General features: G+C 27.3%; 13 protein-coding genes, 2 tRNA genes, 1 other RNA gene and 1 pseudogene. 7 read left to right on the top strand and 10 right to left on the bottom strand.

From position 1 onward, the window contains the following. Positions 1-5: 5 nt before the first annotated feature. The 5 genes from hisS to smpB all read right to left on the bottom strand — a co-directional run bounded on the left by hisS (position 6) and on the right by smpB (position 4,031). Positions 6-1,346, bottom strand: coding sequence for a histidine--tRNA ligase (hisS, locus tag GOQ20_RS04190; protein ID WP_167845532.1), 1,341 nt, complete (start codon positions 1,344-1,346; stop codon positions 6-8). 64 nt (positions 1,347-1,410) lie between these two features. Then, a complete protein-coding gene (locus GOQ20_RS04195; protein WP_167845533.1) occupies positions 1,411-3,000 on the bottom strand; it encodes an MAG5620 family putative phospho-sugar mutase in 1,590 nt (529 codons plus the stop codon). A 126-nt stretch (positions 3,001-3,126) separates the two neighbouring features. After that, positions 3,127-3,201 (bottom strand) — tRNA-Thr (locus GOQ20_RS04200). A gap of 3 nt (positions 3,202-3,204) precedes the next feature. Beyond that, positions 3,205-3,580: a transfer-messenger RNA gene (gene ssrA, locus GOQ20_RS04205) on the bottom strand. 10 nt (positions 3,581-3,590) lie between these two features. Continuing rightward, on the bottom strand, positions 3,591-4,031 hold the full coding sequence (gene smpB / locus GOQ20_RS04210; RefSeq protein ID WP_129620029.1) for an SsrA-binding protein: 441 nt from the start codon (positions 4,029-4,031) through the stop codon (positions 3,591-3,593). A 244-nt stretch (positions 4,032-4,275) separates the two neighbouring features. Here smpB and GOQ20_RS04215 point away from each other — a divergent pair, with 244 nt between their 5' ends. Beyond that, entirely contained in the window at positions 4,276-4,566 is a 291-nt protein-coding gene (locus GOQ20_RS04215; protein ID WP_167845534.1) for a hypothetical protein, read from the top strand. Between the two features lie 655 nt (positions 4,567-5,221). Here the strand turns inward: GOQ20_RS04215 and GOQ20_RS04220 are convergent. The 3 genes from GOQ20_RS04220 to GOQ20_RS04230 all read right to left on the bottom strand — a co-directional run bounded on the left by GOQ20_RS04220 (position 5,222) and on the right by GOQ20_RS04230 (position 15,580). Then, positions 5,222-14,833, bottom strand: a complete 9,612-nt coding sequence (locus GOQ20_RS04220) for a lipoprotein 17-related variable surface protein (protein WP_167845535.1) — start codon at positions 14,831-14,833, stop codon at positions 5,222-5,224. A gap of 23 nt (positions 14,834-14,856) precedes the next feature. Further along, positions 14,857-15,105 carry a hypothetical protein gene (locus GOQ20_RS04225; RefSeq protein ID WP_167845536.1) on the bottom strand — a complete coding sequence of 83 codons (249 nt, stop codon included), beginning with the start codon at positions 15,103-15,105 and terminating at the stop codon, positions 14,857-14,859. A gap of 390 nt (positions 15,106-15,495) precedes the next feature. After that, a tRNA-Leu gene (locus GOQ20_RS04230) sits at positions 15,496-15,580 on the bottom strand. A 238-nt stretch (positions 15,581-15,818) separates the two neighbouring features. On the opposite strand from GOQ20_RS04230, the gene gmk reads away from it, so the two are divergent. The 6 genes and pseudogenes from gmk to GOQ20_RS04260 all read left to right on the top strand — a co-directional run bounded on the left by gmk (position 15,819) and on the right by GOQ20_RS04260 (position 20,964). Next, a complete protein-coding gene (gmk, locus tag GOQ20_RS04235; protein WP_167845537.1) occupies positions 15,819-16,421 on the top strand; it encodes a guanylate kinase in 603 nt (200 codons plus the stop codon). Further along, positions 16,414-17,175, top strand: a complete 762-nt coding sequence (locus GOQ20_RS04240) for a PP2C family protein-serine/threonine phosphatase (protein WP_167845538.1) — start codon at positions 16,414-16,416, stop codon at positions 17,173-17,175. Before gmk ends, GOQ20_RS04240 begins: the two co-directional genes overlap by 8 nt. Further along, positions 17,162-18,163: a serine/threonine-protein kinase gene (locus tag GOQ20_RS04245; RefSeq protein WP_167845539.1), complete on the top strand. Its 1,002-nt coding sequence runs from the start codon at positions 17,162-17,164 to the stop codon at positions 18,161-18,163. The genes GOQ20_RS04240 and GOQ20_RS04245 overlap by 14 nt, the downstream gene beginning before the upstream one ends. 18 nt (positions 18,164-18,181) lie before the next feature. After that, a complete protein-coding gene (rsgA, locus tag GOQ20_RS04250; protein ID WP_167845540.1) occupies positions 18,182-19,027 on the top strand; it encodes a ribosome small subunit-dependent GTPase A in 846 nt (281 codons plus the stop codon). After that, positions 19,027-19,692 carry a ribulose-phosphate 3-epimerase gene (locus tag GOQ20_RS04255; RefSeq protein WP_167845541.1) on the top strand — a complete coding sequence of 222 codons (666 nt, stop codon included), beginning with the start codon at positions 19,027-19,029 and terminating at the stop codon, positions 19,690-19,692. Before rsgA ends, GOQ20_RS04255 begins: the two co-directional genes overlap by 1 nt. A gap of 177 nt (positions 19,693-19,869) precedes the next feature. Further along, positions 19,870-20,964 (top strand): annotated as a pseudogene (locus GOQ20_RS04260) (IS30 family transposase). Between the two features lie 126 nt (positions 20,965-21,090). Here the strand turns inward: GOQ20_RS04260 and GOQ20_RS04265 are convergent. Both GOQ20_RS04265 and gltX read right to left on the bottom strand, forming a co-directional pair. Next, positions 21,091-21,495, bottom strand: a complete 405-nt coding sequence (locus GOQ20_RS04265) for a hypothetical protein (protein WP_167845542.1) — start codon at positions 21,493-21,495, stop codon at positions 21,091-21,093. Then, positions 21,485-22,903, bottom strand: a complete 1,419-nt coding sequence (gene gltX, locus GOQ20_RS04270; protein ID WP_167845543.1) for a glutamate--tRNA ligase — start codon at positions 22,901-22,903, stop codon at positions 21,485-21,487. Before gltX ends, GOQ20_RS04265 begins: the two co-directional genes overlap by 11 nt. Positions 22,904-22,912: the final 9 nt, after the last annotated feature.

The following is a 22,912-nucleotide window of genomic DNA, read 5'->3' on the forward strand; positions in this document are numbered from 1 at the left end:
CCTTTTTATTCTAATTCACCTTGTAATTTTTGGTATTCTTCTTCAAAAATCTCACTTAAGTGTTCTAACATATCCTCTTCAAATTCAAGAGTTTGTGGATCAATAAATTCATTGTGAATGTTTGAATTTTTGTTTTGAAGATCTTTAACATAAATAAGACCTTCTTGATTATCAGTAATTAAAAAGCGAGCATTAACTTTGTTTGCACGATCAAGCACTTTTTTAGACTTAACAAGATCATATTCAAAATAAAAGCGTAATCATCCAAATTCTTGTCTTAAAGCATCTAAAATAATGAAGAAGTTTCTAAGAGCAAGCTTATCATTTGAAAAAGCAACATACACAAAGTAATCTTCAGTAGCTTTTTTACTTTGCTCTTGAATTGAGTTGTTATTGTCATATAAAATTGAAAGTAAGCGATCAATTCCAAGTCCAAATCCGACACTTGAAAGCTCTGGACCGCCAAGTTGATTGATTAATCTTGAGTATCTTCCACCACCAATTACAGCGTTTTGGCTTCCTGCGTTTTTATCAATAGCGATAAACTCAAAAACAATTTCATCATAATAATCAAGCCCACGCACTAATTTATTTGACACAACATACTTAATATCTTTTTCATCTAAGATTGCAAGTAAGTCATTAAAGTATTGTCTTGAAGCTTCTGAAAGGTAATCTTTAAGTTGTGGTACATTTTGCATAAATGGTTTTTGTGAATCTTCTTTATCATCTAAGATTCTTAAGCAATTTCCTTGGTCAAAACGTTTTTTAGAAGTTTCGCTAAGCTCATTGTAAAAATCTTTAAAGTATTCTTGTAATGCTTGCTGGTATTTTCTTCTGCTTTCTTCATCACCTACACTATTAATTTCTAATCTAAAGTTTTTAAGTTCTACTTCATTTAAAATTAAATTTCCAAGCGCAATAACATCAGCATCTTTGTAAGGATTTTTATCACCTACAAATTCCACTCCTAGTTGATCAAATTGTCTATATCTACCTTTTTGAGGTTGCTCATAACGGAACATAGGCCCATAGTAATAGAATTTTTGGTGCATATTATTAGCAAATCATTTATTTTCTACATAAGCACGCACAAATGAAGCAGTCCCTTCAGGTCTTAGGGTAATTTCACGATTTCCTTTATCCACAAAATCGTACATTTCTTTATTAACTAAATCACTTCCTTCAACACTTCTTTTGAAAAGTTCTGAATGCTCGATAATAGGTGTTTCCACTCTTTGAAAACCGTATTCATTAAGGATATCTTTAATTAAATTTAAATTATAGTCTTTGAAAGTTGTTTCGCAAATGTTTAAGTCTCTAGTTCCTTTTACTTTAGAAAACATTTTATCTCCTTGATTTTAACTATTTTAAATAGTTATATATAGTTTTTAAATTATATTAAATTATTTATCTTTTAATCAAAACTTTTACTTTGTTTTTGAGCGAATTAATGAGTTTTTTAAATTGATAAATTGCAATGGCTTTTCTTTGGAATTTTTCTTGGTGCACTTCACATTTTACAAACACTTTTTTCTCATAATAATCGTATTTTAAATACACTTTTCCAACGCATTCATTAGATGAAATTTCAAGAGCTAACAGGTGATCAAATCTAGCTGAAGCATAATCATTTTTAATAATTTTATCGATTTGAAATTCTTTTGACAGTTTCTCACCAATGGCAAAAAAATCATATACATTTTCTTTTAGATGTTCTGGATCTGGAGCTGAAATTCTTAATGTTTTGACCTTATATTCTGAACCAAATTCAAGCATTTTTTTGTACTTGTAATTAAAAATGGTATTGCTATTTTTATAAATATAAAAAAGATGAATAAAATTAAGCAAGAAACTAAGATTGCTTTCTTGAAAAAGATTAAAGCGGTTGTGTGAAAATGAAGTTCCATCACTTCCGAAAATGATATTAGAATTATCTTTAATTTCATTTTCGTATAGCGCTTCAAAACGGTATCCTTTAACTAAATTAGTAACTAAAAAACCACTATCAATTGGGATAAAAAGTTTCTTACTTTTGTTTTTAAGGCTATCTTTTCAATTTAAAAAGAAAAAGTTTAAGTAAAAGTAAATAATTTGATCAGTTGTTAATTTAACTAACTTGTTTTGGTACTTAGCATAAATTGAGATTTTATTTTGCTTATTAATGGTAAAAACCATATCATATCTAAATTTTGATTGCAAAATTCGGTTAAAAAATAATGAACCTCGAGTGATTTTATTATGAAGGAATGGATTTAACTTAGTGTGCTTAATATTGAAATTAGTTAGCAGTGAAGATATGAAAAAATTAGTGTTTGAATCTTCAATAATAGTTGCTACATTTAAGGTTTCATTAAGGTATAAATTGTTCTTTTCTTCAAGAAAATTGAAATCATTTACAATTTCTTTCAAAATTTTATCAGTGTTAATTTCAAACACTTCTTCGTTTTGAATAAATTCAAAAGAGTGTTTTTCATTAATTAAGTATCTTAAAATTTGTTGATAGTCTTTCTGGTTAATTTCTTTACCATCTTCATAAAGTTTAACAACATAAAGATCCCTAAAAGCATTGTAAGTTATAGTAATTGCAATTGGGATTTGACTTTCTCTGATGCTATAAAGAGTAATTAATTCATCAATAGTTACATAGTTAGGTTTGTAAACAAAAAAGTCTTTACTTTTTAAAAAGAAAATGGTGTTTTTTTCAATATTTTTATCAATTCTCTTATCAAAAAATAAAAAGATCTTCTTATCTTTTTTGACTCTATTTTTAACAAGCATTGTGTTTACTAAAGATAAAACAACATAAAGGTTAATTGAAGAGTAAGAAAGTTGCTCTTCATTTTTTAGCCAAATACCATTATTATTAAAATACGGAAGCTTTCAAAACGCTTCATCTTCAGCTGCTAAATTTTCCAAATACTCTGTGTTTTTAGGTACAGAAGTTTTGGTAACGTTAAAAGTTTGGATTCACTTAATTATTATGTCTTTTTTATTCATTTCTTACCTTTGTTTAATTATATTAAATAATTAAAGCTTAAAAAATCATTATTAAAAAACTTCACCTTTTGGCGAAGCTTCATTTAGTTTTTCAATAATATGGTATCTAAATAGAACTAAAAATATTGGTGCTGCTAACAAGAATCGAACTTGCAATTTTTGATTACGAGTCAAACGTTTTGCCGATTAAACTATAGCAGCAAATGGTGGAGATGACGGGAGTCGAACCCGTGTCCACACTTAAAGCTCATACACAAATCTACAGTTTATTTCATTTTGTAATTGCAAGCATAAAATGAAAGAAAATTAACTCCTGCAATTTGACAAAAATTCATAACTAACTTGTCAGTTTTAGTTATATATCCTTTAAGACCTACTTTAAGCTAAAGGAGTCACTTAAAGCAACTTGATTGCATTTAATTAAGCAAAAGCAAGATTTGATTGTTGTGAACTCATTAATGCAAATGCATTGAATTCTTTTTCTTTTGATTTTCCGTTTAAGAAAGCCTAGTAGCAATTATAGTCTGCCACACTACTGCATTATGTAAGTCCCTAAATGTGTCGAAACCATTACACCCCCATTTATAGGACTATTGATATAGTTTTAAGGTTTTTTGCAATCTTTTTTGAGCTTCTTCTTTAGCTATTTTTTCTCTCTTGTCGTATTTTTTTAACCCTTTAGCAATAGCTATTTCTACTTTAACTTTAGAAGCATTATTAAAGTAAATTTTAGTAGGTATGATTGTTACTGGTTGAGTTTCTGAAATGAATTTTAACTTTCTAATTTCGCGTTTGTTCATAAGTAATTTACGATCACGAAATTCATCACCTTTAACAAGCATATATTGCTTAAAATAAGCCTCTTTTAAATAAATTTCGTTTTTATAAATTGAACAAAACGCATTTGAAAGATCAATCGAAGAAGCTCTAGCACTTTTTACTTCTCAACCAAGAAGTGAAATACCTGCTTCATAACGTTCTAAAATCTCATAATTATGCGAAACTCTTTTATTATTTGACACTATTTTCATACCTTTTTATTTTATCATTTTTTAAAAAAGGGTATAAAAAAATGAGCTCAACCTGAGTTTTATTAAATATTAAATGAAATGTCAGACCCTAGAGTTTTAAAAATAAAATCTACATCTTAGATAAAATTTTAATTAATAAGGAGTGAATATGAGCGCGTTTAAAATTAGAACACATGAAAAAATGAGTGATTACGAAGAGAGAAAAGCCCACATAATCGCGGGTGTATTAATACTTTAAAATAAAATGACAAACAAAGAACTTGCAAACCTTTATTGCGTCAGTGTCAGAAAAATAATTAGATACAAAAAAGAAATAAAACTGCTTGTCGAAAGTGGTTCATTTACTGTTGCTAACAAAGGTAGAAAAAATGAAAATGCTCTCAAATATAAAGATGAGACTATAAATAAAATTATGCGTGATTATTATGATTTTACGGAAGAGTTTTTTCCTAAAAATGCAACTATTAACACTGCTCTTTTTTCGCTTTATTATCATGAAAAAGTAAAACAAATTTTTAAAATTAGTTATTCATAAGCTTTTAAAAGAGTTAAAAAGCAAGGTTTTCCTAATGTTCAAATGACAAGAAAATATAAAAACGAATCTAAAAAATTAGAAGATTGCTTGAACAAGAAATTGGTGAAAAAACTTCACTTTTCACAAGAATTGGTTCTTTAGAAATAGATGAGCGTGAAAAGAAAAGAAAAAGCGTTTATTAAGCTAAAAATATACATTTAAAATTTGGTGAAAATATTGAATTAGATGCTTGTCAAGAAGTGTTTTTTGGTAATAAAAAAGTCTTCATTTATCACGCAATTGATTCAGCTACAATAATTTACATAAATGTAAAATTTTTGATACATAATAGTCTGCTATCAATTTTTAAAATACTTTTTCTTTTTTAGTATAAAATTTTATTTTAAAAATATAAAAATAAAACCCCAGAAAACGGTAAGTTGGGGCATCAAAAGTTGGTAAAAAGTTTAATTTACTAAGGTATTTCAATACACTTTAGTTGTTTTTGATTTAGCATTAATCGAATTCTTTCACTGTTATATCAAACATAAAATCATCAATGAATGATTTTAATTCATTAAAAGTTATTTTGTAATATCAATTAATTTTAAACATTCTTAAAATAAATAAAAATATGGAACACAAATTCCATATTTTTTATTATGAAAATTAAGAATTATTTTTTACTTTTTTTAACTAAAACACCAATCATTATAGCTGCAAGAGTTGTGCTTAAACCTAAAGCTAAATATCAAAGTCAACTTAATTTTTCTTCAACACCTGCTTTTTCTTTTAATAGTGTTTCAAATAATGATTTTTCTATTTTATTTAATGGGTCGTAATTAAGTTTTAATAATTCTTTAGTTAATTTTTTATTTAAATTGCTTTCTGGTTTATAAGTATCAAAATATGAAGTATTTAAGATGCTATTAGCAAATTCAACAAACTTAGTTTGATTTAATTGTTCTAACTTATTAGTTGCTTCAATAAATTTAGTTTTATCAACATTTTCAAGAGCATCAAAATAACTTATTTCAGCTTCTGCAAAGTTTAGATTATATTGATTCTGGTTTAGAACAAAATTTTTACTTGTATCCAATTTACTATTTAAATTGCTTGATTTAACTGAATTAATTAATTCAGTAATTGAATTAATTTTAGCATTTAAGTCTTGAATTGATTTTTCGGTATCAGGATTTTTAACATCTGAATTATTTCATTGCTCGTTTAATGATTTAAGAAATTTACCTTGCTTAATTAATTCAATCAATTTATTAATGCCATTAATATCTTCGTCATAATTAACTAATTCATCTAAAATGTCTTGAATTTCTTTTGGTAATTCTTTATTATCAACATCTTTTTGATACTCAATAATTTTGGCGTTTAACTTCTCATATAAGTCATTAATTTTCTTAGTTTCATCATCAATTACTTTGAAACTTTGTTTAAGTTTATCTAAAATTTCTTGAGTTTCAGCAAGTGAAGTATTTGCACTATTATAACCATTTGGAGTTTCATTATTAACTAATTTTTTAGCATTAATTAAAGCATTTTCGTAGTTATTACGTTTTTCTTCAGATACTTTATTATAGTAGCTTGAACCTTTAATTTCGTTTTCTTTTGCAATTTCATCTTTTAACTCTTTCATCTTATTATCAAGATTTTGAGCTTGATCTAAAATTGCCGGGTTATCAACCAAGTCATTATTTTTAATTCTGTTAATTAAATCATCTTTCTGACTTTGGTTAAGATTTTCGAGGTTTTCAATAGCTTTAATATGATTGTTTTTATCAGCAATTAATTTATTAAGTTTATCTTGCAATGTAGCTACTTGGCCAGCTTCATCATTATGTTTATCAATGTTATTTACTTGGGCTATTAAATTAGCTTTTTCATTTGGTGATAAAACTTCTGAATTATTAATTTGTTCAATTAAATCATTTTCTAAACCATTTAACTCTTCATATAAGTGCTGTAATGATTTGTCATTATTTGATAATAAATCTTCTAATAATTCATTATCAACACCATTATCTGAATCTGATGTTAATAATTTTTTAGCTTCATCTAATTTATCATCAAATTGTTCTTTATTATCAGCTTTATTGTATTTTGTGTTATTTGGATCAGCAATTGATTTTTCATAGTTTTTGATTAATTTGTCTAAAGCTGCCATTTTTTTACTTAAATTAATTGCATCTTCATAAGCTTTTTGTGCTTCTGCTAAATCAGTTGCATTATTAATTGCTTCTTTAGCTTCAGTTAATTGTTTTGGATTAAGAATATTCGGTAAATCAGGTTGATTTACATTGTTTTCTAATTTATTAAGTAAAGCTTCTTTTTGAGCATCAAAAACAATTTTGCTAAAGTCTTCTGGATTAGTAATTACATTATTTTCATCCAATGTCATTTCTTTATTAATGATCTGATTAATATATTTATCTTTGTTATTTTGATCTAAATCATTATTGTCAATTGCTTTAATTTGATCTACATAAACTTTTTTAGCATCATTAATAATTTGCGCTTGTTCTTTTAATTTTGCAATAGTTTCATCTGTAATTGGATTTTGGTTAAGTTGTTCTTTAAATTTTGCTTTTTCATCTGTGCTTAAATATGGTGCATTATCAACATATTTAAGAGCTTCATCACGATTAATATTGGTATTAGCTAATTTAAGATCATCAATTGCTTTTTGCACTGCATCTAAATTTGCATTGTAATTAAATGTATCATTTGAATCAGTGTTTTCTTTACCATTTTTAATTTTGTTTGCAACATTTAATGCATTATCAAAAGCATCTTTATTATTTTGATCTGCATTTTGATATGCACTTGAATTAGGTACATCTTTAACATTTTCAATTGCTTGTTTTAACTCAAGCATTTTGTTATCTAAAGTAGTTGCATTATTTTCAATGGTTTCTAATTGATCGTTATCGCTTGATTTAATTTGATTAATATATGCATCTTTTTGTTGTTGATTTAAGTTTTCATATGCTTTAATAAGATTAATTGCAGCTTTTTTAACTGCTTCAATTTGAGCAATTTCGTCTTTAATATCGTTTAAAGTTAATTTAGTACCATCATCATTAGCTTTTTCTAAAGTATTAGGATCTAATGAATTAAGTTTATTAATTAAATCTTCTTTTTGTTTTGGAGATAAGTATTCATTATTAGTTACTTCTTGAATTGTTTTTTGAATATCACCATCTAAAGCTTCATATTTGCTTTGAATTTCACCTTTAGTATTAGTTTCTTCATCACCAATTCAATTATCTAAATTATCTGTACCTAAATCGGTAGTATTAGTTTTATCTAATAATTTTTTAGCATCTTCAATCACTTTATCAAAAGCATTTTTAGGAGTTTCGGAAGCATAAGTATATTTATCTAATGGTTTTTTAGCTTCATAGTTTTTAACTATTTCATCTAATTTAGCCATTTTATCATCTAAGGTTTGACCTGCAGCTTTTTGTATTTTTGCATCTTCAAGAGTTGCAGCTTCATTAATTTTGTTAATCACATCAGCTAATTGAGCTTTATTTAAGTGAACAAAATCTTTTTCTACTTCATTAACTAAAACTTGCTTATCTACTTCTAATTCGATTTTATTAACTTTATCGATAGAATCAGTTTCATTGCTATCAATTTTTTCTTTAAGTGCTTGTGCTTGTTCGCTAGTTAATTTATTATTTTGCACTAATTCATCAATTTTAGCTTTTAAATTATTTTTAGCTTCTTGTAAATTGGTTAAGAAACCAGAAATTACAACTCTATTTTCAGTATCTGAATTAATATCAGTTAAATTATCTTTGGTTGACTGCAATACATATTTAACAGTTAATTGACCTGTTTCATCATCAGCAGTAATATCTCTAATAATAATTTTTGCTTTTGAAGTATTTGGATCTTGAATTAAGGTTGTAAAGTATGAATTATCATTATTTGCAAGTACTTCAGCTTTTTTATTAACTAATGAACTTGCTTTGATTTGTGCTTTATCATTTGGTACATAATTAATTGTTTTAGATACTTGATCATTAACAATTAAAGCATTTAATCTTTGTAATTCGGTTTGTAAACCAGTAATTTGTGCAGTTTTATTAACTACATGAATATCAGTTAAATCAGTACGTTTTGAATAAATGTTGTATTGAACGTTTAAAGTACCTGTTCTATCATCAAAACTTGTAATCACAACATCTTTAGCTTGATCGTCATTAGTTGAAACTGGAGTAATATTACTTAAAATAACATCAGATGGACTGATAGTTGATTTATTTTGAATTGCATTTTCTCAACTATAAGTTAATTCATCCAATCTTTGTAATTCAGTTTTGAAACCTTTAATAGTATTGGCATTTTTACTTCTAGTTTGATTAATTTCAACCTCAACTGCTTGTCTTGAATTTGAAACTAAAGTATAACTAACAGTAATTTCACCTTTTCTATCATCTCGACTAACAATTGTCATTGAATTTTCTTTGATTGAAATGTCTTCGGCACTTAATTCACGATTATCGCTTAATTTGACTTGTACCCCAGAAGGAATAACATTTGTTTCATTGTAAAGAGGTAATCATTGTTCTTTACCTGGATAATCAATTACTAAATCAGCAATTAATCTTTCAATTCTATTTTCTTCTTCATCATCATTAGTTACATAACCATCAAAACTTAATAATGGATTTGAAGTGTCAGATTTAATTGTAGGTGCTTGTTCAGGTGCATCATCTCAAGTTCCTGAAATTAAACCATCTGTACCAGTTAATGGTCTTGTAGAAATTAATTTATAACCTAATTGAATTGTTCCAGTTTCATTATTAGCATTTTGAGTATCTAAAATTGTTTCAATTTTAACATTTTCATTTTGCCCGTATTCTGTTAAGGTTGCATTAAAGTCATCAGAAGTTAATTGTGAAGCTTTTTTCTGATCTGTTCCACCTTTTTTAGCTTCATCCTTAGCAGTTATAGTAACTGGTTGATTAGCTTGTTTTGCTAAATCATTTAATCTTTCTAATTCAGTTTTATAACCTGTTAAGGTTGCATATTTATATTCTGATTTAACATCAGATAAACCTGGTTTAGTTGATTTCAATTTGTATTTTACTCTTAATTTGCCAGTAATATCATCATAAGCAATAATTTCTTGGTCACTAAAAGTATGATCAGTATTTGGCTCTACACTTCAAGTTCAATTTTGATCGCTAATTTTAACTTTTGAAGCAAGAATTTGATTTCTATCTGAGTAATCAATTGTATGAGTATAACCATCATCAGTCGCATTTGGATTAAGATTGTCTAATCTTTCTTTTTCAGCTTCTGCCACAGTTTTAAAACCAGGCAATGATCCTGATTTAGTTTCTGTTGATGTAACAGTATTTAGATCATGGCCACTAACCACTCCTCTAGTTGAAACTAAACGATATGTATAATCAATGCTATTAGTTTGATTATTTGAAGTTTTTGAAACAATTTCAACTTTAGCATTTTCTAAATCAGCAACAGCTAAAATTAAATGATCTAATGCTTCTTCAGGTAAATATTGTCTGTAATTTGTACTATCAATACCAGTTAATGAAGCTGTTGCAACTTTATTTTTAAATAATTCATCTAATCTTTGTTGTTCAGTTTTAAAGTTGTTTAAAACAACATTTTGTACATCGGTATTAACATCTTCATAAATGCCACCTTTAGTACTATGAATTACATAAGCAACTGTGATAGTTCCATTTATATCATTTTTATCTGTAATATTTTGAATAATGATTTCAGCATTATTATCTGTTGAATTGATTACAGCATTAATTCCTGAAATTTGTGAACTTGAAGCTAAAATTTGATCGCTATCTGGATAAGTAATTTGTGCATTAGCAACTAACTTAGTTAATCTTGCTTTTTCAGCATCTTGATCAATTTTGTTTTGTTCAGCTTGTGTTCTAAAACCAGTAATTACTAAGTCTTTGTTTTGACTTTCTGGTGCTTCATAATTAGTTACATTTCAATTTGAAATTAATTCATTTTGAGTTTTAGTTGTTACTAATTTTAAGTTTAAAGTATTTTGACCAGTTGAATCATCTGGTTTAATTGAATTAATAAATGCACTAGCTTTATTTGTATTTTGTTTAGTTGCATCATATGAATAGTTAGCTTTATCATTAGCCGGACTAATTGAAGGTAATTGATTATTTTTAGTTCCGTTGAAAGTAATGTCGCCTTCAACTAGGTTATTTAAAATTTCATTTAATCTTTGTGCTTCAGTTTTAAGTCCAGTAATAATAATTTCTTTTGGTTCAGAATAAACATCTTGACCATTTTTATTACTTTTTAATTTATAAGTAAGTTTAATTGCTCCAATTACATCATTGTAACCTGCAATTGTTTTATCAACAACACTAATAGTGTCATCTTTAGGATTTAATTGAATTTGATCTGGGTTGAAGCTTGAAGCCATTTTATTTTTATCGATAACTACATTAAGATCATCATTAGTTTTGGCATCTAAATCAGCTTTTTCACGATCTAAATTACTTTGGAATCCAGACATTGTAGCACTTAAAGTCTTAGAAACTACAGTGTTGTTTTGAATATCACTTCTTGTTGATTTTAAGTGATAATTAAAAGTAATAGTTCCATCCGGATTTTTATTAGTAATTTCATCAATTACAACAATAGCATTATTTTGATTGTTAATATTAGTTAATTGATCATTTAATTGTTCTACTAAATAACCTGAAAGATTTTCTTTAGTAGCTTCATCAACAGTAGTTTTATCTTTAGCTTTTGTGCCACTAAAGTTAAATTCTTTTTGTTTGTTGTCAATTAAATTATTTAATCTTTGTTCTTCTGTTTGAAAACCAGTAATTTCTGCAGTTTTTTCATTAGAAATTACACTTTCATCAACAGTTGATTGTAATTTATATGCAATTTTAATTTTGCCGGTTATATCGTTATAACCAAGATATCTAACACTACCTGGATAAATTTGTGTTCTTTCTGGTAATACTCAAGTAATATCTTCAGTATTATTATCTCTTTTTACAACAGCTGAAGCTTGAATATTTGGTTTTTGACTGGCATCTTTATAATCTGGAGTAGCATTTAAATTATTAACTCTATTTTGTTCATTAGCAAAGCCAGTAATATCATAAGTTTTATTTTGAGTATAAACATTAGTTTTATCACTTGATTTTACTACTCTATAAGTAACAGTTAAAGTTCCAGTGTCATTATTACCGCTAATAGAAATAATTTTAGTTTCTAAACCATTTGCATCAGGTGAAATGCTTTGTTGAGAAACTAAATTTTGTTGAGCAGCTGTAGGATCAATATTTTTATCTGGATAATCAAAAGTAGCAGTATAGTCTTTAATTCTTGCTCTTTCATTATTAATATCAGTTCATTTGTCAACAATTGCTTTAATATTTTTATCCGAACCAATTAAAATTTTGTCAGTAAATGGTTGGTTCGCATCATAACTATCTTTGTAAATAGTAGCACTATCTATTTCTTGTTTAACTTGAGTTTTTTCTGCTTCTGTTAATTCGTTTAATGCTGAAATTTTATTTTTAGCTGTTGTTTTTGCAGTTGCAAAAGCGCTAGCCATTTGATCGTTTATTTTTTTAATAAATTCATTATTTAAACTAAGTGTAACTGTATTTTCATTATAAGTGAAAATCTTGTTTGAACTTAAAGCACTTTGTAAAGCATTTTTGGCACTTGATTTTTGACTTGCGTCTAAATAATTAAATTTATCTATTTCGGTATTAAATTCGTTAATTGCACCATTAAGAGCTTTCGCTTTTTCTATTCATTGTTGAGTAAAAATATCATTATTGGTGTTGTAAAAACTAGTAAGAATATCAGTTGATGCAAAAATATTTTGAATAGTTTTATCAGAAGCATTTGTTAAATTTTTGTCAAATGCATCAAGAGCTGTTAAATCAATTTGATTTGTAGAACTTGCAAATTCAAAAGAACCTAAATTATTAAAGTCATTTTGTGATTGTTTGTAAGTTTCAATTTGTGACTTAACTGAATTTTTGTCATTATTTAATTTATTAACTTTACTTATTAAATCAATAATTGTATTAATTTGCTCATTTGTAGCATTCAAATTAACAAACGGATTTAGTTGGCTTTTTGAATTAAGATTTTTAACTTGAGCTTTAATTGTGTTAATAATAAGGTTTTTAGCTTTATTGTAATTGCCACTATAAGTTGAAGAATTTTGTTCAGTAATTGGATATTCTGCTAATTTTGCAAAATATTTTTCAATTTCAGTTTTACCACTATTTATTACAGCATTGAAAGAATTATTAAGTGCATTGTAAACTGCATCGATTGAAGATTTTAAATTATTATATGATGCACCGCTTGGACTAGAAATTGAATATTCTGTAGAAGTAGTTCTATCAATTGCACCAGATTGAGTATTATATTGACTTGAACGGAAATTAATTTTGTTAATATTTCTTTCTATTGCTGTATCCAAAGCATCTTTTGATGATTGTGAAGCTAAAGCATAAATAATTTTATTAGTTATATTTGCATTATAGCTTGAATCATAAACATCATTACTAAGAGGGAAATCACGAATCTCTTTATATTTTGCTTCAATTGCTTGTTGTTGATTATCAAGAGTATCAATTTTAGCTTTTCATTCAGTTAAGAGAACGCTATCTGAATATTGATTACTTGCAGTAAATCCTGATTCATTATCTAATAATATTTTTAAATAATCTTTTTGCCCTTTATTTAATCATTGTTTAGTATCAACATATCTTTTAGCTAATTCAAGATCAGTATATGTATAAACAATTGGACTAAATTCAATACCATTACTATCAAATCTACTTGATGATAATGGAGTTGATGTTAATGAGCTACCGCTTTTAACTTTTCATTTTTTGACATCTGTACTAGAAATTGTACTTGTTAAACGTAAAGAATTTGTATTATTTACTGCTTTTGTATCTTGATAAATGCTTTTTGTACTAATTGTTTTTTTGTTTCTATTAATTCTATTTTTATCAATGAGATAATTAATATTTGAATTTTCATTTTCAGTAATTCTTAAAGTTGTGCCTGGAAATGCATCACTATTTGGGTTATAAATATCAGAACCAAGTGATGAATCAATAGTTTCTAAAGTATAGAATTTTTTAAGTTGAGATTCAGATCTGTCAGCTATTTTTCAAAATCCAGAAACAATTCTTTGATCACTATCATCATTTTTTTCACGATATTCTGCTGATCCAAAGAAAGATTTTCTAGCTGTTGATGATCCAGTGTTTCCAAAAAACGTTGTATTACTTGGATTAGCCACATCATTATATGGCTCAAATTCTACTTCTGCTACTGCTCCGGCAACTAAATAATCAAGCTTTCTATTCATTTCAATATTGAAAACAAATAAACCACCTTGATTGTTATGTATAATGTCTTCTGGTCTTGCTCCACTAATAAGATTTTTTTGAAATAAACCAAAATTTACTTCTGCTTTATTTTTAAGTGATAATTGAAATCCTCTATCTCTAATATCTGACATATTAGTTGGAGTAGTTACTAAAATATCATGCATTCGAACATGTTTATTTGAAGCTTTATAATCATCTCAAGTTCTTTTTTTGCTAAGTAAATCTGAACTTAAACCACTTGTATATGATGTTGGAGTATTTTGGTAATAAGGTAAGTATGCGTAATTAGTTAATCATGCTTCTAAACTATCTCCATTTTTAGAAGCTTGAAGAGAATCTTTATTTACTCTTTGTACTTTTCCAATTCAAGGTGAAATATCATAATCAGATAAAGTAGCATTTCTTTCTTCTTTTAATTTGATAGTATAAGTTTTTTGTTGTAAAACGGTTGAATTATTTCTATCATCAACTTTAATATACAAGTGAATTTTAATATCACTTGCTAATTTCATATCATTTGAAAAATAAAATGCTCCTGTATAGAATGTTGATTGTGCACCTTGAGTCGCAGAACCATGTAATGGTTTATTAATTAAGTTATAACCTATTTTAAATCTTTTGGTATCGGTACCTGCGTTATATCCATTTCCATTTCATCATGGTCCATAATCTACATTTTTATTACTAAAACCATCTACTTGTCAAGAATAAAGTGTTCCGCTTTCTGTTGCATAATTACTGCCTGTTCAATCGGAAACATTTACATTGTTTGGAAAACCTGGATTTGAGGCATCAAATAATCTAAATCATGAATCTCCAACTGCTCTATATTGTCAATTAGAATTTTCGTCATTAAAATTCAAATTACCGTTTGAATTAAAAATATTTATATATATATATATATATATGGCGCATATCTGGCATTATGATTTGAAGTTGGAAGTGAATTATAGTTCTTTCAAATATTATCTTGCACATTAATATTAACTTGATCAAAAGTTCAACTATTGCCTGAAATTGTTTTAATTGATACATTGTTTGAACTTGTATTCATTGAAAGAGGCAAAACAAGTCCTATTAATGGTACTGATGCAGGTACAATTAAAAGACTCCTTTTTAATGCTTTACTTTTCATACATATCTCCTATTCTATATATATTAAGTAAACATTGTATATTAATTATTATGAAATTATGAAAAAATTAAAACTTTTTTTGAAAATTGCATCAACTTCATGTTTGACATTAATTCCTGTGGCATTTGTTGCTTCTTGTGAAAATTCTAAACAAAAAGAAATAAAGTGGGACACCAAAAGTGGACAGAAGGTTAATTAGACATAATAACATCTAAATGTTGTTGGGCCGTTTTTCAATCTAATTTCCTGCGTTTCCCAGTTGTAATCAAAAAAACGAATATACCTACAAATAAGGCGTATTCGTTTTTTTGATTACAACTGGGAAACGCAGGTTTTTATTTTATCATTTTTTAAAAAAGGGTATAAAAAAAATGAGCTTAAGCTCAACTCTGGTGCCCAAGACAGGATTTGAACCTGCACGGATTGCTCCACTAGATCCTTAGTCTAGCGTGTCTGCCAATTTCACCACTCGGGCAATTTAGGTAAAAATATTATAACACCATTTTTACAAAATCCAAAAATATTTTTTTGTAAAAAATCAGATTTGCAAATTAATGTTTATTTTTGAGCGGTTAAAGTCATACATTAATTTACTTAAAATAATAAGAAGCTAAAAAATGTACAACTTAAAAAAGTGATTATTTTGCAAAAATATGCAATGAAAAATAAGAGTTTTTTAAATAAAACAAAAAATGCTATAATAATATTTAACTATGAATAAAGAAAGAAAAGAACCTATTATTATTTTTACTGGTCCTTCAGGAGTTGGTAAGGGTACAGTAGAGCGTTTACTGTTTGAATTCGATGAGTTAAACTTATCGCTTTCTTGTTCTGCGACAACAAGAAAACCTAGAGATGGTGAGTTAAATGGAATTCATTATTACTTCATTGATAAAGATGTCTTTAGAGACAAAATTAAGTCACGCAAATTTTTAGAATTTTCTTATCATTTAGGTAATTATTACGGAACTCTTTATTCAGAACTTGACAAAATTCACAAAAAAAATAAAGTACCAATGCTTGAAATTGAAACACATGGTGCAAGACAAGTTATTCAAAAATTAGGACAAGATCACCCTGATAAATATAATTTAATTACAATCTTTTTAGCACCTCCTTCAATTGAAGATTTAAGAAGCAGAATTATTGGCAGAGGTACTGAAAATAAAGAAAACTTAAAAATTCGTTTAGCCAAAGCTGAAGAAGAAATTTCAGAATCTAACATTTTTAAATACATTATTGTTAATGATATTCCTGAAAATGCTGCTAATAAAATTAGAGAAATTCTTCATAAGGAGCTTGGAATAAATGATTAAATTTGCCAAACTTTCAATAACTGGAAAAAGAGCAAAAAACGATGATAGAATAGGTGTTTTCAAAAGTGAAAATGCCTTTTTACTTTTATTATGCGATGGTATTGGTGGCGAAAAACATGGAAATGTAGCAGCTGAAACTGCGGTTGAACATTTTGGAAGCTACTTTGAAACTGAATTTAGAATTAACTCAGTTTTAGATATAAACATATGAATTTCAAATGCTATTGAAAGTCTTAAAGAAAAATTTAAACAAATGGCTAAAGATAATTTTGAATATACCAAAATGGGTACAACACTCACTGGTGCTATTATTATGCCTACAATTAAGCGTATTACCATTTTTAACGTTGGTGATAGCCGTGCTTACATTCTTTTTGATAATAATGTTCTTAAACAAATTACAAATGATCAAAATTATGCTAATTTGCTAATTGAACTTGGGACTAAACCTGAAGATGCATTTTTAAATTCAAATAGTATGCACTTAACTAGCTGTATTGGTCCAAATATGAAAACTACTCTTGATATTATCGAGCTTAATAGCAACAATTACCAAAAAATTTCCAAGCTACTTTTATCAAGTGATGGAATTCATGGTGTTTTAGATAATGAGCAAATTAAAAATATTCTTATTGTCAAAAAAACACCTAAAGAAAACGTTTCTCAATTGATTAATGAAGCAAAAAACAATAATTCTAACGATAACATAAGCTGCATTGTTGCTGATTTTGGAGTCAATAATGAACAAAACTAAAATTGCATTAATTCCAAATTCAAAAGTATTTAAAAAATACAAAATCATTCGTATCTTAGGTAATGGCGGAATGGGGACTGTTTTTTTAGTAAGCAAACTTGAAAATGAAAAAGAACTTTTTGCACTTAAGTATAGACATTTAGATCATAATCAGGATAACCAAAAGCGTTTTAACGAAGAAATTAACATCATCAAGCAAATTAAATCAAAACACATCCCTTATTATGTTGAAGATTATCAAGATGAATACGAGCAATATTACATAATGGAATATGTTAAGGGAAAAACTTTATATGACATTATCCACGAAAATGGATATCTCACTTCTAGACTTGCAGTTAATTATATTCGACAAATTTTAGAAGGAATTGGTGAGCTTCATGCTCTTGGAATCATTCACCGCGATATTAAAAGTCATAACATTTTAGTTAATGATGAACAAAAAATTAAGATCATTGACTTAGGAATTTCGATTACAAACAATTCACAAAGAATTACTAAGGCAAATTCAATTGTATGTAGCTCATATTATGCAGCACCTGAATATTTAGATAAAAACAAACCCATTAACAAAACAGTTGATATTTATTCGATTGGAATTATTCTTTACGAAACCCTTGCTGGTAAATATCCTTTTGAAGGCAAAAGTGAATCCGATACTATTTTGATGCATAAAAACGATAAGTTTCCAAATATTTTAGAAGTGCGCCAGCAAAGGGAAGTTCCCCAATCAGTAGTCAATATTATGTTAAAAGCTACTGCAAAAGATCCAAGTAAAAGGTATCAAAGCGCATGAGAGATGCAAATAGATTTAAAAACTTGCCTTTCTTCAAAAAGAATGCTTGAAAAACCAATTAATGCAAAAACAACAAAACCAAAAAAAACTTGAGTAGACATCATTAATTCAAAAGCTTTTTTAATTAGTGCTATAGCTGTTATTATTGTTTTAATCATCCTATCTTTTGTGGTATTAGCACTTTATAATTAATCTAAATTAAGGAGAAAAATGAAAGGAAAAATATTTTCAATTGTAGCAGGACAATATTTAATTAATGACGAAAATAACAACTTAATTACACTCCCTGCTGCTGGTAAATTAAGACATATGCAAGTTGTGCCACTTGTTGGTGATAATGTAGAATTTGAAAATGGGATGCTTCAAGAAGTTTATCCACGTGAAAACGAATTTGTTAGACCTAAAGTAGCTAATATTGATCAAATGATAGTATGCATGTCAATTAAAGAACCTAATTTTCAACCTTATTTAATTGATAAATATTTAGCAATTATTGAAGAAAAAAACATTAAACCAATTTTGTTTTTTACTAAATCTGACTTAGATCAACTTGAAAGTCACAAATGATTTACATATTACAAAAACATGAATTATGATGTTTATTTAATCAACAATAATAACAATGAAGTTAAAAAACTAAAAGGGCTTTTTAAAGATAAATACTCTGTGTTTATGGGGCAATCAGGAGTTGGTAAAACAACAACTTTAAATAATTTAAGCAATAGTAATTACCAAACTCAAAGCATTTCTAAAGCCTTAGGAAGAGGAAAACATACTACAAGGGTAGTTCAAATTATTCCTTTTAATGAAGGATATTTAGTTGATACTCCTGGTTTTAGCTCTCTAAATTTAGACATGGATGCTTTTACGCTTAGCCGTAGCTTTGATATTTTCAAAAAATATGCGCCTATGTGTAAATATAGATCATGTCTGCACATCAATGAGAAATTACAGGATTGTGCAATTAAACAAAAAGTAGAAGAGAGTATAATTACTATGTTAAGATATGAAAATTATCTTAAGATGCAAAATGAATTGAAAGAGAAGGTAAAATAATGACAAAATATGTTACTCCAAGCTTATTAAATGTTGAACCTGAAAATCGTTTAAAGATGGCTAATACACTTGTTAATGAAGGAATTAGATGAATTCACTACGATATTATGGATGGTGAATTTGTCCCAAATACAGCCATCAAAATCAAAGAAATAGAAAATATTAATCAGCATGGACTTGCTCACATTAAAGATGCACATTTAATGGTTCTTGAACCTTATGAATATTTTGAAAGTGTTAAGAATCACGTGGATATAGTAACATTTCACTATGAAGCAATTGAAGACGATTTAGAAAGATTTGAAGAATTTTTAGACGAAAATCAACACGAATTCAAAATTGGACTTGCAATTAAACCTAATACCCCAGTAGAAGCTATTGAATCTTTCTTACCTAAATTAACACTTGTTTTAGTTATGTCAGTAGAACCAGGTAAAGGTGGACAAAAATTCATCGAAACTTCAATTGACAAAATTAAAAGTTTAAGAGAAAAAAGAAATAAACATGGATATGAATTTTTAATCCAAGTTGATGGTGGAATTAATGATACCACTGGTCCGCTTTGCTTTGCAGCAGGTGCTGATGCTTGTGTAGCTGGAACATTTTTAGTTAAAAATCCTACTAAAGCTACAATTGATTCTATTTTAGGTAAATTTGCAAAATAAAAGAAAAATCCGAGCTATTTAAGCTTCGGAGCTCGATTGTAATTTGCATTGCAACGCGAGGGGTCAAAAACACAAGAAAAAAGGCATGGCTAAACGCCGCGCTTTTTTTCTTGTGTTTTTGTTTCTTTTAAATTTATTAAAATTTTTTTGTGGTGTTTTTGCAAAGGATCCACATAAATGAATTATAAAAGAATTTGTTTCAAAAATAGGGCACAACTAGAACTTTTTTTAAAAGATTATTCGATTTCTTTAGAAAAAATTGCAAAAATTCTTGGTTTTTCAAAATCTACAATATGAAGAGAAATAAAAAATAATTCGACCGAAAATGGGTATATAGCTGAAGAAGCTGAAAACAAATCTAAAATAAGAGAAAAATGAAAATATCAATTTAAATTGGAATCTGATTTTTATTATTATAAAGACTTCACAAAAGTATTTTTAGAAAACTTTGACAATACTTATTCAGGGGTAAAAATTACCTGATTCAAAATAAAGAATCATTATGATTTTCCAATACCTACAATAAAAACAATTTACAATTGAATGAATAGTGGTTTATGAGCTTTGACAATAAAAAACAAGCTACGTCCACGTTATAGAAAAGGTGGAAAAAGAATTGGTGACACAATAACAAGACTTGCAGGTAATAGATATGTTATACCAATAACTTTTAGACCTAAAAATGTTAATGATAGATCTGAATTTGGACACTGAGAAGCTGATTTAATTGTTGGTAAAAAAGGAAAAACCACTGCACATTTATTAACCTTTGAAGAAAGACAAACTCGTTATGGATTGATAAGGAAAGTACCTGACAAAAATCCGTGAAATGTGGCAAAAGTGTTGTTTGAATTAATTAAAGAAAAAAGATTAAATGTTAAATCTATAACTATTGATAATGGACTTGAATTTAAGTCGTTTTTCATGATTGGTTATAGGTTGCAAATTAAAATTTATAAAGCTGATTCATATGCTTCTTTCTAAAAAGGATCAATTGAAAACTTTAATGGTTTAATAAGAAGAAAATATCCAAAGAAAACAAATTTTAACAAAATATCCGATGAAGAAATTATGGAAACAGAAAAACAAATAAACAATATGCCAAGAGAAATTCTTGATTATTTTTCAGCTGATGAGTTGTTTTTCGATTTGAATTATTATAAAAAACCTTGAGATTCGAAAATACAAGAAATCCAATTATATGATCGTGCTTTTAGAAAAATAAAGTCCAATACTGAAAGAAACAAATTCTTCAAATGATATAAAAAATAATTCATAAAATTTAAAGAAACACCACAACAAAAACACCATCCCATATGTTGCATTGGGATGGTGTTTTTGTTGCACTGGAGATTACACTCAAGCTCCGAGCTATTTAAGCTTCGGATTTTCAATTATCTATTTTTCGATTTCAAGAGTTAATTCAAAATTTCCAATAAGAGCTTCTTCGTTATTTTCTTTTGAATATAATCTGTATTGAATAACGCTTTTATTTTCGCTTCTAAAATATTCTTCTAAGAAAGTAAAGAACTCAAATTCACCTTTTTGTCCATCCGGTGTTTGAAGCACAAATCAATTTGCTTTTTCTTTTTGATATTCAAGAAAAACAGTTGTAGGACCTGCAAAAATTGAAACAGAATCACTTTCAAGTTCAATTACATTACGGATTGAGTTAGATGGTTCAATAAAATCATAAACAGTTCTATCTCCATCTTTAGCAATTTCCACTTTAGATTTAAATTCAATAAATTGAGGCTCTAATTCATTAGGACCTTGTCTTTTTGAACGAAATTTAATTGTCATATTGCTTTAACCTTTCCGCAACTACTTTATCACCAAAAAGGTAAATTGCTTTTGCAAGTTCAGGACCATGTTCAGCATTTGTTGCCATTAATCTAATTGGCATAAATAAGTTTTTACCTTTTGCACCTGTTTTTTCTTGTGTTAAATTAATCATTGCTTGTATTTTTTCAACTTCAAATTCATTATTAGCAATTACTTCTTCAAGAAGAGCTTTAAAAGTTGTAATTACATTTAAGTCTTTTTCTTCGAATTGAACTTTAGCAACAACAGGATTTAAATATTGATTTAAATGAGATCTAATTTCGCTATAAGTTACAGCGCTTTGTTTAAAAGTATCGATAAATAAGTTTAATCACTCTGAATCTAAATTTAACTCTTCCACTTTTAAATTGCTTGCAATAATGCTATTGTTTTGGTTTTTCATGTATTGTTTTGAGAATCAATTCATTTTACCGATATCAAATTTAGATGGTGATTTGCTTAATCTTTCAGGATCAAATTTATTGATTAAAGTTTGGTGATCCATAACTTCTTGTGCATCACTAGATGTTCATCCTAAAAGAGCTAAGAAGTTAAAAATAGCTTCAGGGACATAACCTTCATTTTTGTAATCTTCAATAAATTGTTTTAATGTTAAATCACGTTTTGAAAGTTTTTTACCTTCCATATTAGTAATGATTGTTAAGTGTCCAAATTGTGGAGCTTCTCAATTTAAAGCTTTGTAAATAGCTAATTGTTTTGGTGTATTTCCAATATGTTCTTCACCACGAAGTACATGTGAAATTTCCATATCGTGATCATCTACAACAACAGCAAAGTTGTATGTTGGGTATCCATCAGATTTGTAAATAACTCAATCACCTAAATCACTTGAGTTGAATGAAATTTCACCTCTAACAATATCATCTCATTTATAAATTTCATTATCAGGCATTGAAAATCTAATTGAGTATTCACCATTAGCGTCTCTTCTTTGTTTTTCTTCTTCGCTAATTTTTAATCAGTTTCTATCATATCTAAAACTTGGGATACCCTTAGCATCACTTTCGCTTTTTTGAGCTTCAAGTTCTTCTGAATTGTCATAAGCTTTGTAAGCAAAACCTTTTTGAATTAATTCATTAGCAATTTTTCTATAAATATCTAATTTTTCACTTTGACGATAATTTCCATGTTTTGGATTTGGTTTATAAGGAGATTCATCAGGAATAATTCCTAATCAAGCTAAGTTGTTTAATTGACTTTCTTCTCCTTTTTCAACATTTCTTTTAACATCTGTATCTTCTAATCTAAAAATGAAATCACCACCAAAATGTTTAGCAAAAAGATAACAAAAAAGTGCGGTTCTAGCTCCTCCGATGTGTAAATAACCAGTTGGACTAGGTGCGTAACGTGTTCTTATTTTCTTCATAAAAAACCT

The sequence above is a fragment of the Mycoplasmopsis gallinacea genome (assembly GCF_012220205.1).
Taxonomy (GTDB): Bacteria; Bacillota_I; Bacilli_A; order Mycoplasmatales; family Metamycoplasmataceae; genus Mycoplasmopsis; species Mycoplasmopsis gallinacea_A.